This window comes from Algorimicrobium algoritergicola (genome assembly GCF_008086165.1).
Lineage (GTDB): Bacteria > Bacteroidota > Bacteroidia > Flavobacteriales > Flavobacteriaceae > Algorimicrobium > Algorimicrobium algoritergicola.
Genome location: NZ_VSKL01000002.1, coordinates 157,948 through 172,752 on the forward strand (window position 1 = coordinate 157,948; position 14,805 = coordinate 172,752).

Annotated in this window: 17 protein-coding genes; 3 read left to right on the top strand and 14 right to left on the bottom strand. The window is 36.2% G+C overall.

What is annotated here, in order from left to right:
- Window positions 1–10 precede the first annotated feature (10 nt).
- From ES675_RS06680 to ES675_RS06745, 14 genes are all read right to left on the bottom strand, one after another.
- Entirely contained in the window at window positions 11–1,072 is a 1,062-nt protein-coding gene (locus tag ES675_RS06680) for a class I fructose-bisphosphate aldolase (RefSeq protein ID WP_066249786.1), read from the bottom strand.
- A gap of 12 nt (window positions 1,073–1,084) precedes the next feature.
- Window positions 1,085–2,098 carry a type II glyceraldehyde-3-phosphate dehydrogenase gene (locus tag ES675_RS06685; protein ID WP_066249790.1) on the bottom strand — a complete coding sequence of 338 codons (1,014 nt, stop codon included), beginning with the start codon at window positions 2,096–2,098 and terminating at the stop codon, window positions 1,085–1,087.
- A gap of 70 nt (window positions 2,099–2,168) precedes the next feature.
- The gene (locus ES675_RS06690) at window positions 2,169–2,396 is read right to left on the bottom strand and encodes a heavy-metal-associated domain-containing protein (protein WP_170244077.1); all 228 of its coding nucleotides are present in this window, start codon (window positions 2,394–2,396) and stop codon (window positions 2,169–2,171) included.
- A 79-nt stretch (window positions 2,397–2,475) separates the two neighbouring features.
- Entirely contained in the window at window positions 2,476–3,804 is a 1,329-nt protein-coding gene (locus ES675_RS06695; protein WP_066249796.1) for an APC family permease, read from the bottom strand.
- Window positions 3,805–3,811: 7 nt separating this feature from the next.
- Window positions 3,812–5,167, bottom strand: a complete 1,356-nt coding sequence (locus tag ES675_RS06700; RefSeq protein WP_066249799.1) for an NAD(P)/FAD-dependent oxidoreductase — start codon at window positions 5,165–5,167, stop codon at window positions 3,812–3,814.
- Window positions 5,168–5,183: 16 nt separating this feature from the next.
- Window positions 5,184–5,462, bottom strand: coding sequence for a DUF5676 family membrane protein (locus ES675_RS06705; RefSeq protein WP_066249803.1), 279 nt, complete (start codon window positions 5,460–5,462; stop codon window positions 5,184–5,186).
- Window positions 5,463–5,479: 17 nt separating this feature from the next.
- A complete protein-coding gene (locus tag ES675_RS06710) occupies window positions 5,480–5,698 on the bottom strand; it encodes an SHOCT domain-containing protein (protein ID WP_066249806.1) in 219 nt (72 codons plus the stop codon).
- Between the two features lie 21 nt (window positions 5,699–5,719).
- Window positions 5,720–5,935 carry a heavy-metal-associated domain-containing protein gene (locus ES675_RS06715; protein ID WP_066249809.1) on the bottom strand — a complete coding sequence of 72 codons (216 nt, stop codon included), beginning with the start codon at window positions 5,933–5,935 and terminating at the stop codon, window positions 5,720–5,722.
- A gap of 101 nt (window positions 5,936–6,036) precedes the next feature.
- Window positions 6,037–6,306 carry a hypothetical protein gene (locus tag ES675_RS06720; RefSeq protein WP_066249815.1) on the bottom strand — a complete coding sequence of 90 codons (270 nt, stop codon included), beginning with the start codon at window positions 6,304–6,306 and terminating at the stop codon, window positions 6,037–6,039.
- Window positions 6,307–6,330: 24 nt separating this feature from the next.
- Window positions 6,331–6,810 (bottom strand): hypothetical protein, encoded by a 480-nt coding sequence (locus ES675_RS06725; protein WP_066249818.1) that lies wholly within the window; start codon window positions 6,808–6,810, stop codon window positions 6,331–6,333.
- A gap of 84 nt (window positions 6,811–6,894) precedes the next feature.
- Window positions 6,895–7,089 (bottom strand): membrane or secreted protein, encoded by a 195-nt coding sequence (locus tag ES675_RS06730; RefSeq protein ID WP_066249821.1) that lies wholly within the window; start codon window positions 7,087–7,089, stop codon window positions 6,895–6,897.
- A 67-nt stretch (window positions 7,090–7,156) separates the two neighbouring features.
- The gene (locus ES675_RS06735; protein WP_066249824.1) at window positions 7,157–7,762 is read right to left on the bottom strand and encodes a WG repeat-containing protein; all 606 of its coding nucleotides are present in this window, start codon (window positions 7,760–7,762) and stop codon (window positions 7,157–7,159) included.
- 70 nt (window positions 7,763–7,832) lie between these two features.
- Window positions 7,833–8,414 (bottom strand): helix-turn-helix domain-containing protein, encoded by a 582-nt coding sequence (locus tag ES675_RS06740; RefSeq protein ID WP_066249827.1) that lies wholly within the window; start codon window positions 8,412–8,414, stop codon window positions 7,833–7,835.
- A 171-nt stretch (window positions 8,415–8,585) separates the two neighbouring features.
- Entirely contained in the window at window positions 8,586–9,008 is a 423-nt protein-coding gene (locus ES675_RS06745; RefSeq protein WP_066249829.1) for an HYC_CC_PP family protein, read from the bottom strand.
- 291 nt (window positions 9,009–9,299) lie between these two features.
- On the opposite strand from ES675_RS06745, the gene ES675_RS06750 reads away from it, so the two are divergent.
- The 3 genes from ES675_RS06750 (at window position 9,300) to ES675_RS06760 (ending at window position 14,769) form a co-directional block, all read left to right on the top strand.
- The gene (locus tag ES675_RS06750; RefSeq protein ID WP_066249833.1) at window positions 9,300–9,716 is read left to right on the top strand and encodes an HYC_CC_PP family protein; all 417 of its coding nucleotides are present in this window, start codon (window positions 9,300–9,302) and stop codon (window positions 9,714–9,716) included.
- Between the two features lie 104 nt (window positions 9,717–9,820).
- Window positions 9,821–13,561 carry an efflux RND transporter permease subunit gene (locus ES675_RS06755; protein ID WP_066249837.1) on the top strand — a complete coding sequence of 1,247 codons (3,741 nt, stop codon included), beginning with the start codon at window positions 9,821–9,823 and terminating at the stop codon, window positions 13,559–13,561.
- Window positions 13,558–14,769 (top strand): TolC family protein, encoded by a 1,212-nt coding sequence (locus ES675_RS06760; protein WP_066249841.1) that lies wholly within the window; start codon window positions 13,558–13,560, stop codon window positions 14,767–14,769. The genes ES675_RS06755 and ES675_RS06760 overlap by 4 nt, the downstream gene beginning before the upstream one ends.
- Window positions 14,770–14,805 lie beyond the last annotated feature (36 nt).

A 14,805-nucleotide genomic window follows, 5' to 3' on the forward strand; every position in this document is an offset into this window, starting at 1 on the left:
CTTTTTCTTTTTATGCAATACTGATTTTATCGTCCAGATAAACATTTTGGGCAGCATTGATTAAGTTAACCCCTTGGGCAAAGGGCTTTTGGAATGCTTTTCTTCCCATAATCAACCCAGAGCCTCCAGCTCTTTTATTTATTACTGCTGTGGTAACTGCTTCAATCAAATCAGACTCTCCTTTAGATCCGCCACCGGAATTAATCAATCCTATTTTACCCATATAACAATTCGCTACTTGTAACCTACATAGGTCAATGGGATGGTCTGTGGTAAGGGCTTTATACATTTCATCATCATATTTACCAAAACCTATTTCTTTGAATCCAAAATTATTGGTTGGTAATTTTTGCTTGATAATATCTGCTTGAATGGTAACGCCCAAGTGATTGGCTTGTCCAGTTACATCGGCAGCAGCATGATAATCGTCTTTTTCAGTTTTGAAAGCTTCGTTTCGGGTATAGCACCATAAAATGGTTGCCATACCCAAATTATGGGCCTCTTCAAAAGCTTCAGCTATTTCTATAAGTTGTCTATTACTTTCCTCGGAACCAAAATAGATGGTAGCGCCGACGGCAACAGCTCCCATATCCCAAGCATTTTTTACTTTTCCAAATAAGGTTTGGTCATACTTGTTGGGATAGGTAAGCAGCTCATTATGGTTGATTTTCACGATAAAAGGGATTTTATGGGCGTATTTTCGGGCGTTCAATCCCAATACGCCAAAGGTTGAAGCCACTCCGTTGCAACCTGCTTCCATTGCCAATTTTATAATATTCTCTGGATCAAAATAGTCAGGATTTTTATAGAATGAATAAGCTGCGCTATGCTCAATGCCTTGGTCTACAGGAAGGATGCTCAAGTAGCCTGTGCCACCAAGATTTCCGTGGTTATATAATTGGGCAAGACTTCGCAGTACTTGCGGATTTCTGTTACTATTGGTAAATACTTTATCGAGACTGTTTTTGCTTGGTGTTTGTAATTCGTCCTTTGTTATTTTTTCACAAACGTGGTCTAAATAGAAGTCTGCTTTTTCTCCTAAAAGTTCTGTAATATTTTCGCTCGTTTTCATCTTAATAAAGTTTTAATTGATTCCTAAACTTTCATTTGTTTTGGCGATGGATTTTGCTCCATCTGTTTCAATTCCAGTTAATGCCCTGATTGCATCAATGGTTTCGGGGATTACAATGGCTTGGTTATCGACTACGTAGGCGTAAAAAAGTTCATCTCCCACTACCTTCAGCATATCTTCCCAAAGGGCTACTTCATACATATCACCCCAAGGTCTGCCCATATCTAAAAACATTTCCTTGATGGTGTTGTTTGAAACTAAACCTTGATCATATTGAATTAATTTGATACGACTGGATGTTCTAAAAGCATTCAACACTTCTTCTTTTGAGGCTTGTTTTTTCAATTTCACGTTCCAGTAGTGCATATGGCTCAAAGTTTCTGGAACTTTCACTGCGACAGTGATGACATCTAAATCGGGATCCACGCTTTTAGCATCCGGGCCTTGATGACTTGGAATATCTCTTTCTGGAAGCATCGTGTTCATTATTCCGCCGAGATGGCTTTCCCAAGGATCTGTAGCTCTTCTTAAAAGGGTGCCTCTGGCATAATCCAATAAGTCTGCTCTTTTTAAAGCCGTTAAGGTTCTTAAAATAGAGGTGGTGTTGCAGGAAACCACTCTTGTGGCATCTATATTTATGGCTGATTTGTAATTATTTTCGGCACTGAAGGAATGACCTGTAGTTTCGTGCTTTTCGCCTCCGTGCAAAATAAATTTGATGTTTAATTCTTTATAAATCGCGACATTTTGAGCTGCAATTTTTTTAGGGGTACAATCCACAACAAGATCTGATTTTTCTAAAAGTTCCTGCATATTTCCTTTTACTGAAATACCTTCGGCCTTCATTTTGTCTTTTGCTTCTTGAGTGGCTGCGTAGATATCATATTCCTTTCTTACTGCGTTTTGAATGCGCCAATCGCTAATAACATCACACACGCCGGAAAGTTTCATATCGTCTTGTAGATTAATGGCATCCGCCACTCTTTTTCCAATGACTCCGTATCCTATAACTGCTATGTTTTTCATTTTCTAGTTTATAAATATGTTGTTGAATAAATTATATTTTTCTCTTTTATTCCGAGTGTTAAACAGGTTTCTAACTGCAACAGGATCCTCCTGATTTTTTTTGCATATCGTCACCTTTTGCACCCGTGATACTGTAGCCACCCGCTTTTGCCAAGGCTTGAATGAGTTGCGCGCTACTGATAGACTCATTTGCTTCAATAACTGCTTGCGGTGGATTCAGACTTACTTCTACCGTTTGTACTCCCTCAATTTGTTCTAATGTATCTTTGACATTTTTAACACAACCTCCGCAGGTCATTCCTGTAATTTCAATTTGTTGTTTCATTTTTTTAAATTTTAAATTAATTAATATTATTTTCTATTATTTTTGATTTGTCCTAGCTCATTCCCATCGGCATATTACCTTCATCGTCTGTATGCGAAATCATAAAAAGACGTTCCGCAACAATTATTAGAATAATCCCAATCGCTGCAACAATAAGTACCAGAGGATCGTTCAAATATTTTATATAAAGAAAGGCCGTGAGGACTGCAATATCCATTACAATGGCTATTAGCGGAATGAGAGGGTTAAATTTCACTTCCTTTTTAAGGTGACGATAAAGCCCCCAATGGATAGCTATATCCATAATGAGATAAAAAATAGCTCCTATGGAAGCAATTCTTGTTAAATCGAACATTACGGTCAGCAAAATAGCCAGTGAAACCGTGAATATGAGGGCAGGATTTTTAAAATTACCCATTCTTTTTAGTGATGGTACTTGTTTCATATTGCTTAACATCGCCAACAAACGAGATGCGGAAAACACACTTGCGATAACGCCTGAAAAAGTCGCGATAATCGCAATTGCAATAGTAATCCAAGAACCCCATTCCCCGAAAACGGGTTTTGCAGCAGCAGCCAAGGCATAATCTTTAGCTTCGATTATTTCTGGAATGCTTAGCCCTCCTGCAACAGCCAGTGCCAATGCTACATATATAATGGTGCAGATTAGAATGGAAAACACAATGGACCGTCCAAGGTTTTTGTGTGGATTTTTAATATCTCCACCTTGATTCGTGATTGTTGTGAATCCTTTATAGGCGAGTATTGCTAATGCCAATGCGGCTAAAAAACCTAATCCTTTTGGCAAGGCTTCGGTATTTTGAGGGATATATTCTCCTGTAATATCTGCAAACCCGGAAACTATTAAGCCTGCAATCGCGAGTAATGCAATACCAGCGACTTTAATAATTGCTGTAAATGTGGCTGTTGCGCCAATTACTTTATTCCCTAAAATGTTCACGATATAGGCTGTTACCAATAGCAGAATACCAAGAACAGACGCGTAACCTGCAAAATTCTCTGGGAACAGCCGAAGCGTATAGGCTCCGAAAGTACCCGCCACCAAACTTTCTGAAACTACCATTGATACATACATCAACAATGAAAAAACACCTGTTGTCGTTCCAGGTCCGTATGATTTATTTAAAAATTTGACGACCCCTCCAGAAGATGGAAAAGCATTTGAAAACTTGACGTAGGAATATGAACTGAAACCCACCACAATGGCACCAGCAATAAAGGCAATTGGAAATAAGTCGCCCACCAATTCGGCTATTTGCCCCATAAGAACAAATATGCCAGCGCCAATCATTACGCCTGTACCGAGAGATATGGAACCAATTAGTGTAAGCTTATTTTTTTTATCTGTGGTGTTTTTCATCAGTAAATTAGTTCTTTATATTATTAGTTGATGAATTCGGTTTAAAATTTCTAATAATCAAACGATTGCTCTTTTCATATGTGAAATAGCTTACCACCCAATTAAAACCCACCATCAATTTGTTTCTGAACCCACTTATAGACATAAGGTGTACGATAGACCATAGCAACCAGGCGAAATAGCCTGCAAATTTGAATTTACCCAAATCGGCTACTGCCTTGCGTTTTCCTACTGTGGCCAATGAACCTTTGTCTTTATATTCGAAGGGTTTTATGGGCTTGTTATTTAAAATATTCAGTATTGAATTCCCCAGATATTTTCCTTGTTGAATAGCTGCTTGGGCTACTTGTGGATGTCCTTTGGGTGTATCTTCAGAAATTAGCGCTGCTATATCACCTATAGCAAAAATGTTTTCGTAACCTTCTACTTTTAAAAATAAGTCTGTTTTTAAGCGGTTGCCCTTAACCACGTGTTTTTCATCAATGCCTTTTGGGAACTGTCCTTTAACACCAGCCGTCCAGATGAGGTTTTTGGCTAAAATGGTTTTTCCACTTTTGGTTGTGACTACGGAACCGTCATAATCGCTTACCGATTCATTTAATAGTACCTTTACATCCAAGTCCTTCAAATATTTCAGGGTTTGCGAAGATGCCTTTTCAGACATTGTACTTAACAATTCATCAATGGCTTCTATTAAATAAATGTTCATAATGGAAGAAGGGTATTCTGGATAATCCTTGGGAAGAATGTATTTACAGAATTCAGCTAAAGCCCCTGCCATCTCTACGCCAGCAGGGCCACCACCAACGATGACGAAATTTGTTAAGGCATCACGTTCCTTTTCATCACAAGTGATGGCAGCTTGTTCCAAATTTTGAAGCATCATATGTCGGATGTTCAGGGAATCTCGAATGTCTTTCATTCCAAGACTATGGGACTCGACATTATCCAGCCCAAAAAAATTGGTAGTTGTTCCCGTTGCCAATACAAGATAGTCAAAGTGAAGGCTTCCCTTATTGGTTATAATGGTGTTTGTAGAAGGTTGGATTTCTTCTACTTCAGCCAAACGAAACAATACATTCTTATATCCATTGATTTGCTTTCGGAATGGAAACACAATACTGTCAGGCTCCAAGGCACTCGTTGCCACCTGATAAAATAATGGCTGAAACTGGTGGAAGTTGTTTTTATCAAACAGTACCACCTGCATCTCTTTGTGTTTCAGTTTTTCAACCAATGCCAAACCTGCAAACCCACCACCTATAATAACAACACGAGGTAAATTAGTATCAGGCAGGCAAATTTCATCTGTTATCTTGCAAGCAGGTTCTGTCATAGTAGTATTTGAATGGTTTACGTTCATATTAATTCTTTTGAACCTATTGTTCCTTTTTTATTTGTGCGTTATAAAATGCTCCAATACAAGCGCCTATAAGCCATCCTAAAATAAATGTTTGGACAAAGCCAAATAATGCTTCCAATGAGGAAATGTCCATTCTTATAATATTGGTAGTGTCCAGACCGTGTAAGAGACTATTAAAAAAGACAATAGATCCTTCTTGTCCCGCAGTAATCATTACAATCATACAGCCCAAATAAATCAAGCTTCCTGTAAGACCGAAGGCAAAACCGAGTTTTTTTACGTTTAAACGATGCATAATTTTATAATTTAAGGTTAGTTGTCCTCGTTTAAAATCTTTTTTGATTCTTCATATTCTTCCTTGGATATTTCGCCTTTTGCATAGCGTTTTTTAAGAATGTCCAATGGGCTGTCTTTCTTTGTTTTTTGGTAAGGGATATCATAAGGGATAAAGAATATCCAAATAATAATACCTAACCAAATAATCCACCATATAAGGTGCATGCCTCCAAAATGTCCGTCGTGTAAATGCATAATTAAAATTTTTAGTTGTTATTAATTAATTTCTGTGATTGTATAGCCATTGAGCGCATCGAGTTGCTTTTGTATTTCGGCAACCGAAAGTGCTTCATTCATCGTAATGAGTGTAGCTCCTTTTGGTGCCAATAAAATTTCAGCCTTATCGATGTTGAGATGCGATTCCAAGGTTTTCTTTACCCTTGCAACACATCCACCACAACTGATTCCATTTATTTGAAATTTTTGTTTCATCTGTTTATAATATTTGTTTTAAAAAAGGGCAGATGGAACATCCAATTAATCATTCCGCTGTGTGTTTAAAAATTAATAATGGATGCTTTATTGTTTTTTTATTAGTGATTATGTCCTTCTTGTTGATCTTTAGGTTTTGCTGATGGTGTATTTTGACCATTTTTGATTTCATCATTTTGTTTATGTTGTGAATGGTTATGACCACCGTGTCGATGAGACCCGTGGGGCATAAAAAGATGAATGCCAAACATAAAAAGGATGAAAATAAATAGTGATGAACCACCTCCTATACCAAATGAGGGCGCTAAAAAGATGAACAGTAGTGGTAGACCACAACCGATGACCATCCATATCCAGTGATTATTTTTCATTGTTTTTGATTTTAAAGGTTAAAATTAATGATGCTCGGTATGGTTTTCTTCAGATGGATTATTCATATCGTTCATCTTATTCATTCCCTGCATATCCATTCCTTTTTCACCCATCATATTTTTACAGGATTCCATACAGTCCTCGCTCATTATTCCTTTTTCGTGCATCATTTTCATCATAGTCCCCATCATTTTACCGTCGTTCATCATCGTTGCCATCATCGCGTGCATTGCTGTGCTGTCCTTCATGATCATTTGCATGTTTTCTCCATGTTTCACGGCACCCATCATCTTGTAGTTGTCCTGCATCATTTTCATGGCATTTTCGTCATTTTGCAAATTTGCCATAAATTCTGTCATGTAACTGTCATTCTGGGCAATGGCATTATAAACCTCGCTGCGGGATTCATGCGTTTCCATCAGCGCTAGAGGATTTGTTTCTTGGATACAACTGTTTAAGCTAAAAAGCCCAATTGCGGCTAAAATAATTACTTGTGTTTTCATCGTATTGTTTTATTTTGTTTTAATCAGGTGTTATTCTGGCTCAGTACTGCGGTTTTTATACTCGTATATTGACCACTAAGAATGTTAAATTTCTTCACAGTTGTTAACCTGATCGGGAGTTTTGCCACAAAACCCACATGGCTCTCCATTTTTATTAAGCAAAGGGTTTTGGCTTGCACATGTTCCTGCAAACTTGCCACCTTTTTTAGTCCAAAGTTTTATTGCTATTCCTGCAATTCCCAATCCTAAAAGTATTAATGTGATTAATATGAGTTTCATGGTTTATCTGTTTTTTTTTTGTGATACTACCAAGTTGCGAAAAGGGCAAATGGATAATCCAACCTACTTATTCACTGATTTTTTTAAGCGTCCATTTGTTATTATTGTTCCTAACCGCAATTAGATTATTAGAAATAAGTTTGGAGGTAATTACAGGAGGCTTTTTCATTTTCTCTTTGGTAAGGGTAATATGTATAGGTTCTTCTGTTAAATATTGATTTATTTCCCCAGCCTTTTCAATAACCACTTCATAATAGTGATAGTTCACTATGTTCTTCATCAGTTCATTCATGCCACTACTTTCTTCTTTGACCAATTTTAATGCAACAGCTACATCATTTTTAAAGTTGCTGGCATTCAAGAATTGTGGTGTAATGACTGTTTTTCCAGTTTTATCGATATAGCCATAATAGAGCACACCATCTTTATGATGTGCAATTAGACATCTTTCGTTACTGAATATGGGGTAATTTGCATTGTCTGTTTTGGTCAGTATCAAATCGTTTCGAAAATCAACTATTATTTTGCCATTTTGGTCAATAAAACCCCATTCGTTGTCTTTTTTAATGGCAGCTACGTCATTGTTAAAAGGGGAGATATATTCTAAACCTTCCAATGTTTGTGCAATTCCGAAAAAAGGAATTAATACTAATGTGATGAGAAATTTTTTCATTTTAGTTTGATTTATTTTAATAAAATTAGTGATTGTCTTAAGCTATCATCTGCACAACTTTCGTTGATATTTATATAATTTCATCATAAAAATTCCGTTTCCAATTTTCAGCGTTTTTATAATCGGTCATACTCAGACCCACTACTTCTTTAAACTGTCTGGACAAATGGTTGACACTACTATAATCCAAAATGTAGCCTATATCAGAAAAGGAATACTGTTTAAGCTGAATGAGTTCTTTTACCTTTTCAATCTTTAGTTTTATAAAGTATTTCTCGATGGTGGTTTTTTCATTGGTAGAAAAAAGCTTGCTCAATTGTTTATAATCCTTATGAAGACTGGATGCTAATAGTTCGGATGTTTTTAACTTTATATGTAATGGCAAGTCTTGCAATTGTTCAATTAGAATAATCTTGATTCTCTCTACAAGCATTTCTTCTTCGTTCTCAACGATTTCAAAATCATTGGCGTGAAGTACTGTTGTTACAGCATGGATAATTTCATCGTTGGTTTTTTTTGGTGCTTCTACCAATAATCTTCCCAATTCTAATGAAAGTATCTTTACTTCAAGTTGTTGCAATTCTTGCTGAATTACTTTTAAGCAGCGATTACAGACCATATTCTTAATCCAAAATTCTTTTGGTTTGCTCATAGTATATAATGTATTTGCATTGAATTTTAACTCAATGGTTTGAAAGGTGAAGACCTAACAGGTTTAATGGTGTAAGATGTTGTTGAGAATAGGTTACAACAAATGTCAGCCAGAAGTGAAAACTTGGCTATAAGAGGTATTGCAGATTAAAGTTAATCTACGATGTAGATTCTAAATTAGAAAGGTCTCGTTGAGAATAATTATATCTGTAGAAAGCAATGGTGGCCTGTAGGCTCTAAAGGAGATTGCGTTTTCATCTAATCCCTTAAAAAGATTTATATAAGAATAGACGAAAGTGTTTAAGAAAACGATTGTTTCGGTTTCGAGTATTGTATTGGACTTTTTGAATGTATCATCTCCTTCTTTAACAATGCTCTGATTATCGCAGCAGTCTTTCTCTTGAATAGAAGAACATTGCTTGAGATTATCATCTTTTTTTTGCACAATATCCATACAAGATTCCGCTTTGCTAAAAAAAGCGATATCCACCAATTTATTACAACAAAAGTGCATATCCACCGCAAAGGAAGAAGTAGAAAACAGTATTGATACTGCTAAAAAGAAGGATAATATTTTAGAAAAAAATGATTTCACGCTTAAATGTAGTCAAATTTTGTTTAACATTTGATTTTTAGTAACTATATGATTTTTTCATACAATTAATTAATTATCAGATTTTTATGTTTAAAATAATAGAAATGTGCTTTACAAAGATAATGAATAAAGTTCAACAAGAATATGATTTTCATCATATAAAATAAAATGTAATCTTTTTATTTGTACATAATATTTACGCTTTTTAAAGTGCAAATTAAATCTCGATGAATCAAAAAGAAATGTTAAATAAATAGAATGTTATAAATTTTTTCTAACTTTGCAGTACTAATGAAGGAATTTTTTCATAAAATATCATCCATTTGTATGGCACTTATTGTGCTTCTATCAACAGTTTCATTTACTGTTGATAGTCACTATTGTGGTGATACGTTAGTGGATTCTTCTTTATTTGGTCACGTTGAAACTTGCGGAATGGAAGTTCAACAACAATTGCCTTCATCAGAGTGTGATATCAGCAAAGACGATTGTTGTAGTGATGAACAATTTATTGTTGAAGGCCAAGATACTATAAAAACGTCGTTTGATAAATTGAATAAAGATCAACAATTGTTTGTTGCCGCGTTTATTCACAGTTATATAAATCTGTTTTTTGAATCTCAAACAGATATAAACTCTTATAGAGATTACACACCTCCTCTTTTGGTCAAGGATATTCAAATTCTAGACCAAACTTTCCTTATTTGATTTTTAAGTAATTATCACTGTAGTCCTGCATTAACTTGTTTTGGACACTTCTGCTTGTTTAGTGCTTTTTAAACAAGATTTATAATTTCTTAATACATATACCTATGCTAAATAAAAGCATCAAATTTCTAATTGAAAACAAACTGGTAGCCGTTTTGCTATTAGCTTTATTTGTGGCTTGGGGAGTCGTAAATGCCCCTTTTGAATGGAACACTGGTTCATTACCTCGTAATCCTGTAGCTGTAGATGCGATTCCCGATATTGGCGAAAACCAACAAATTGTATTTACTAAATGGGATGGTCGTTCCCCACAGGATATTGAAGATCAAATTACCTATCCATTAACCACATCGCTTTTGGGTATTCCAGGCGTTAAAACCATACGTAGTTCTTCTATGTTCGGGTTTTCTAGTATTTATATCATTTTTGAAGAGGATATCGAATTCTACTGGAGCCGAAGCCGAATCCTTGAAAAGCTAAATTCTTTACCTGCTGGACTTTTACCAGAAGCTGTTAATCCAGCACTTGGGCCAGATGCAACAGGACTTGGTCAAATTTATTGGTATACACTAGAAGGTCGTGATGAAAACGGAAACGTAACAGGTGGTTGGGATTTGCAGGAATTACGAAGTATTCAAGATTTCTACGTGAAATATGCGCTGTCTTCAGCAAGTGGTGTTTCTGAAGTCGCCTCAATTGGTGGTTATGTTTTAGAATACCAAGTAGATGTCAACCCCGAGTTGATGAGGCAATATAAAATTGGTTTAAATGAAGTTGTCAAAGCGGTTAAACAAAGTAATAAGGACGTTGGTGCACAGACTTTGGAAATTAACCAAGCGGAATATCTCATACGTGGTTTGGGGTATGTCAAGTCCCTTGAAGATCTAGAAAATGCTGTAGTGACATCAGAAAATTTCACCTCTATACGTTTAAAGGATATTGCAAAAGTTTCGCACGGTCCTGCAACAAGAAGAGGTATTTTAGATAAAGAAGGAGCAGAGGTTGTAGGAGGAGTGGTGGTTGCCAGATATGGTGCTAACCCTATGGAGGTCATCAATAATGTGAAAGAGAAAATAAGCGAATTAAGTTCAGGTTTGCCCTCTAAAACATTAAGTGATGGAAGAACATCACAACTTACCGTTGTTCCCTTTTATGACAGAACAGAACTTATTCAAGAAACATTGGGAACACTCGATGAAGCGCTGTCATTGGAGATTCTTATAACCATTTTTGTAATCATCATAATGGTGTTCAATTTAAGGGCTTCATTATTGATTTCGGGATTATTACCTGTTGCGGTGCTAATGGTTTTTATTTCAATGAAACTCTTCAATGTGGATGCTAACATTGTGGCCTTATCAGGTATCGCTATCGCTATCGGAACAATGGTCGATGTAGGTGTTATTCTTACAGAAAATGTACTTCGGCACATTGATGAAAATGAGGAAAACGTTCCAATGAACACAGTAGTATATAATGCAACTGCCGAAGTTTCTGGGGCAATTTTAACAGCAGTACTGACCACTATTATAAGTTTTATTCCTGTATTTACGATGATTGGTGCTGAAGGTAAATTGTTTAGACCTTTGGCTTTTACCAAAACGGCCGCCCTAACAGCATCCCTAATTGTGGCTTTATTTTTAATTCCACCGTTCGCAGCCTATTTATTTAAAAAGCGTAATATAAAGACTTCTTTTTGTTATATGCTAAATGGAGCAATGATTATTTTGGGTATTGTATCTCTTATTTTTGGATATCCGCTAGGATTAATATTAGTAGCATTTGGTGTGGTGGGTATCCTCTCGTTAAAGAAAATAATTACCTCAAAACGCTCAAATACTATCAACATATTTGTATCAGCTTTTGCTATCATATTCTTATTGGCAGAGTATTGGAGACCACTTGGCGTAGATAGAAGCATATTTATAAATCTAATTTTTGTAGGTCTTATCTGTTTTGGTCTTTTAGGGGTGTTTACACTTTTTAGAAACTATTATGTGCGAATTTTAAATTGGGCACTGCGCAATAAGTTATTATTTCTTTCGGTTCCCACCGCGATTGTCATTTTCGGTGTATTGATTATGCGTGATACTGGTAAGGAATTTATGCCATCCCTTAATGAAGGATCTTTTCTGTTAATGCCAACTTCAATGCCGCACTCTGGGGTTGAAGAGAACAAACGTGTATTGCAGCAATTGGATATGGCAGTAGCTAGCCTTCCAGAAATTGAAACAGTCGTTGGTAAATCGGGGCGTACAGAATCTGCATTGGATCCAGCACCCTTATCGATGTATGAAAATATGATTCAGTACAAATCTGAATACATGCTAAATGAGAACAGGAAAAGACAGCGCTTTAAAGTAAATGATGATGGATTATTTGTTCTCAAGGATGGAAGTTTGGTAACCAATCCTAATAATGAAATTGAAGATGATAATTCCAATTACAAGGCGTCCGAATTAAAAGATCCTTTTTCTGTCACTAATTCTCAACTTATTCCAGATGACGATGGAGAGTACTTTAGAAACTGGAGACCAGAGATTAAATCACCAGATGATATTTGGAAAGAAATTGTGAAGGTTACAAAGCTTCCTGGAGTTACTTCAGCACCTAAACTACAACCCATTGAAACACGTTTGGTGATGTTGCAAACAGGGATGCGAGCACCAATGGGAATAAAAGTGAAAGGACAGGATTTAAAAGAAATTGAAGCATTTGGACTGCAGTTAGAAGATATATTAAAGCAAGCAGAAGGTGTTAAGAATGAAGCTGTATTTGCTGACCGTATTGTAGGTAAGCCTTATCTGTTATTGGATATTGACAGGGATCGACTGGCACGATATGGAATTACTATTGAAGATGTGCAACAAGTCATTCAAATTTCGGTTGGAGGAATGGTATTAACACAGACCGTTGAAGGTAGGGAGCGCTACGGTATTCGAGTGCGCTACCCAAGAGAATTGCGCGCAAATCCAAATGATCTCGAAGACATTTATGTTCCTGTAGAAAAAGGAAGCCCAGTACCATTAAGTGAGCTTGTGACTATTAGATATGAGCAAGGACCACAAGTTATAAAGAGTGAGGATACGTTTTTAGTAGGATATGTTCTTTTTGATAAACTAGATGGTTTCGCTGAAGTAGACGTGGTGGAAAATGCACAAGCGCTTATTCAAGAAAAAATCGATTCAGGAGAGTTGATTGTGCCTAAAGGTATCAATTATCAATTTACGGGAACATACGAAAACCAATTGCGAGCAGAGAAAACTCTTGGCGTAGTAGTGCCATTGGCACTTGCCATTATCTTCCTTATCCTTTATTTCCAGTTCCGTTCCGTGACTACCTCTTTGATGGTTTTTACAGGAATTGCTGTAGCCTTTGCCGGAGGTTTTCTAATGATTTGGTTTTATGGCCAAGATTGGTTTCTAAACTTCAACTTTTTTGGAGAAAATTTACGAGACCTCTTTCAAATGCACACTATTAATTTAAGTGTTGCGGTATGGGTAGGGTTTATTGCCCTGTTTGGTATTGCAACAGATGATGGTGTGGTTATGGCAACTTATTTGACCCAAACCTTTGATAGAAATACACCCGAAACAAAACAGGAGATTCGGGCGTCTGTAGTGGAAGCAGGAGAAAAGCGTATTCGTCCGTGTTTAATGACAACGGCAACAACTATTCTTGCGCTGTTACCGGTATTAACATCAACGGGTCGTGGGAGTGATATAATGATTCCAATGGCTATACCATCATTTGGAGGGATGCTTATTGCACTTATAACTTTATTTGTTGTTCCAGTATTGTTTAGCTGGAAAAAAGAATTTCAATTAAAAAGAGCTATAAAATGAAACATATAATATTTATAATCTGTTTGTTGTTTGTGTCAACTTTCGCAAAAGCACAAGATTTAGAAACTCTTATTCAAGAAGCATTATCCAAAAGTCCAGAGATTCAAAAGTTTGATCTTCAGTTTCAAATTGCTTCTGAAAAAGTAAATGAAGTTAACAGCTTACCAAATACAGAATTTAATTTTGGAGTTATGGCTATAGCACCTGAAATGGATATGCCTATGGAACAATTCAGCGCCTCTGTAATGCAAATGTTACCGTGGTTCGGAACGATATCTGCAAGAGAGCATTACGCCACATCGATGGCAGATGCTCAATATGTTGAAGTGACAATCGCAAAACGAAAATTAGCACTTTCCGTATCCCAATTCTATTATTTGCTCTATGAAATTAGAGCCAAACAAAAAGTGCTTGATGAAAATATAGCACTCTTGGAAACTTATGAACGTCTTGCACTCACTTCTTTAGAGGTAGGCAAGGCATCAGCAGTGGATGTGTTGCGGTTACAAATTAGACAGAATGAGCTAAAACAGGAGAAAGACGTTTTAATTCAGCAAAATAAAGGGATACAGGCAGCTATGAACAGTTTAATAAACCGGGAATATAATAAAGATGTAACTGTCGTTTCTTCTTTGGAAATTCCGAAAGGCGACAATTTTTATAGTTATGAGAGTTTGTCCGTAAATCCAGAGTTGCTTAAATACGACAAACTATACCAGTCTGTGGAGCAGGCCGAGTTGTTAAACCAAAAAGAAGGTGGACCAATGATTGGTTTCGGAGTGCAGTATATCAACCAAGAAGATAGTCCAATGATAACCAGCTCTTTTAAAGATATGGTTATGCCCATGGTTTCTGTGTCAATTCCAATATTCAATAATAAATATAAATCTCAAACTAAGCAGAATGAGTTGCGAAAAAAGGAAATACAATCTCAAAAAGACGAACGTCTGAATGTGTTGACAGCCGAATTATCAAAAGCTATTTCGCAGCGTAATCAGGCAAGAATAAAATTCAATACACAGGCAAACAACTTGAAACAGGCCGAAGATGCTGAAGAAATCCTTATTAAAAACTATGAAACGGGAACTATTAATTTTAATGACGTACTCGATATTCAGGAATTACAATTGAAGTTTCAAATGGGGCAAATTGAGACAATCAAGCTTTATTATGTTCAAACCGCTCTTATTAATTATTTAACGAATTAATACAATCCGATCTGGAGCAATTAGAAGAACTAATTT

What these genes read in the sequence shown, in the direction of transcription:
- ES675_RS06680 (WP_066249786.1), bottom strand. Translation starts at nt 1,072, where the DNA reads ATGAAAACGAGCGAAAATATTACAGAACTTTTAGGAGAAAAAGCAGAC.
- ES675_RS06685 (WP_066249790.1), bottom strand. Translation starts at nt 2,098, where the DNA reads ATGAAAAACATAGCAGTTATAGGATACGGAGTCATTGGAAAAAGAGTG.
- ES675_RS06690 (WP_170244077.1), bottom strand. Translation starts at nt 2,396, where the DNA reads ATGACCTGCGGAGGTTGTGTTAAAAATGTCAAAGATACATTAGAACAA.
- ES675_RS06695 (WP_066249796.1), bottom strand. Translation starts at nt 3,804, where the DNA reads ATGAAAAACACCACAGATAAAAAAAATAAGCTTACACTAATTGGTTCC.
- ES675_RS06700 (WP_066249799.1), bottom strand. Translation starts at nt 5,167, where the DNA reads ATGAACGTAAACCATTCAAATACTACTATGACAGAACCTGCTTGCAAG.
- ES675_RS06705 (WP_066249803.1), bottom strand. Translation starts at nt 5,462, where the DNA reads ATGCATCGTTTAAACGTAAAAAAACTCGGTTTTGCCTTCGGTCTTACA.
- ES675_RS06710 (WP_066249806.1), bottom strand. Translation starts at nt 5,698, where the DNA reads ATGCATTTACACGACGGACATTTTGGAGGCATGCACCTTATATGGTGG.
- ES675_RS06715 (WP_066249809.1), bottom strand. Translation starts at nt 5,935, where the DNA reads ATGAAACAAAAATTTCAAATAAATGGAATCAGTTGTGGTGGATGTGTT.
- ES675_RS06720 (WP_066249815.1), bottom strand. Translation starts at nt 6,306, where the DNA reads ATGAAAAATAATCACTGGATATGGATGGTCATCGGTTGTGGTCTACCA.
- ES675_RS06725 (WP_066249818.1), bottom strand. Translation starts at nt 6,810, where the DNA reads ATGAAAACACAAGTAATTATTTTAGCCGCAATTGGGCTTTTTAGCTTA.
- ES675_RS06730 (WP_066249821.1), bottom strand. Translation starts at nt 7,089, where the DNA reads ATGAAACTCATATTAATCACATTAATACTTTTAGGATTGGGAATTGCA.
- ES675_RS06735 (WP_066249824.1), bottom strand. Translation starts at nt 7,762, where the DNA reads ATGAAAAAATTTCTCATCACATTAGTATTAATTCCTTTTTTCGGAATT.
- ES675_RS06740 (WP_066249827.1), bottom strand. Translation starts at nt 8,414, where the DNA reads ATGAGCAAACCAAAAGAATTTTGGATTAAGAATATGGTCTGTAATCGC.
- ES675_RS06750 (WP_066249833.1), top strand. Translation starts at nt 9,300, where the DNA reads ATGAAGGAATTTTTTCATAAAATATCATCCATTTGTATGGCACTTATT.
- ES675_RS06755 (WP_066249837.1), top strand. Translation starts at nt 9,821, where the DNA reads ATGCTAAATAAAAGCATCAAATTTCTAATTGAAAACAAACTGGTAGCC.
- ES675_RS06760 (WP_066249841.1), top strand. Translation starts at nt 13,558, where the DNA reads ATGAAACATATAATATTTATAATCTGTTTGTTGTTTGTGTCAACTTTC.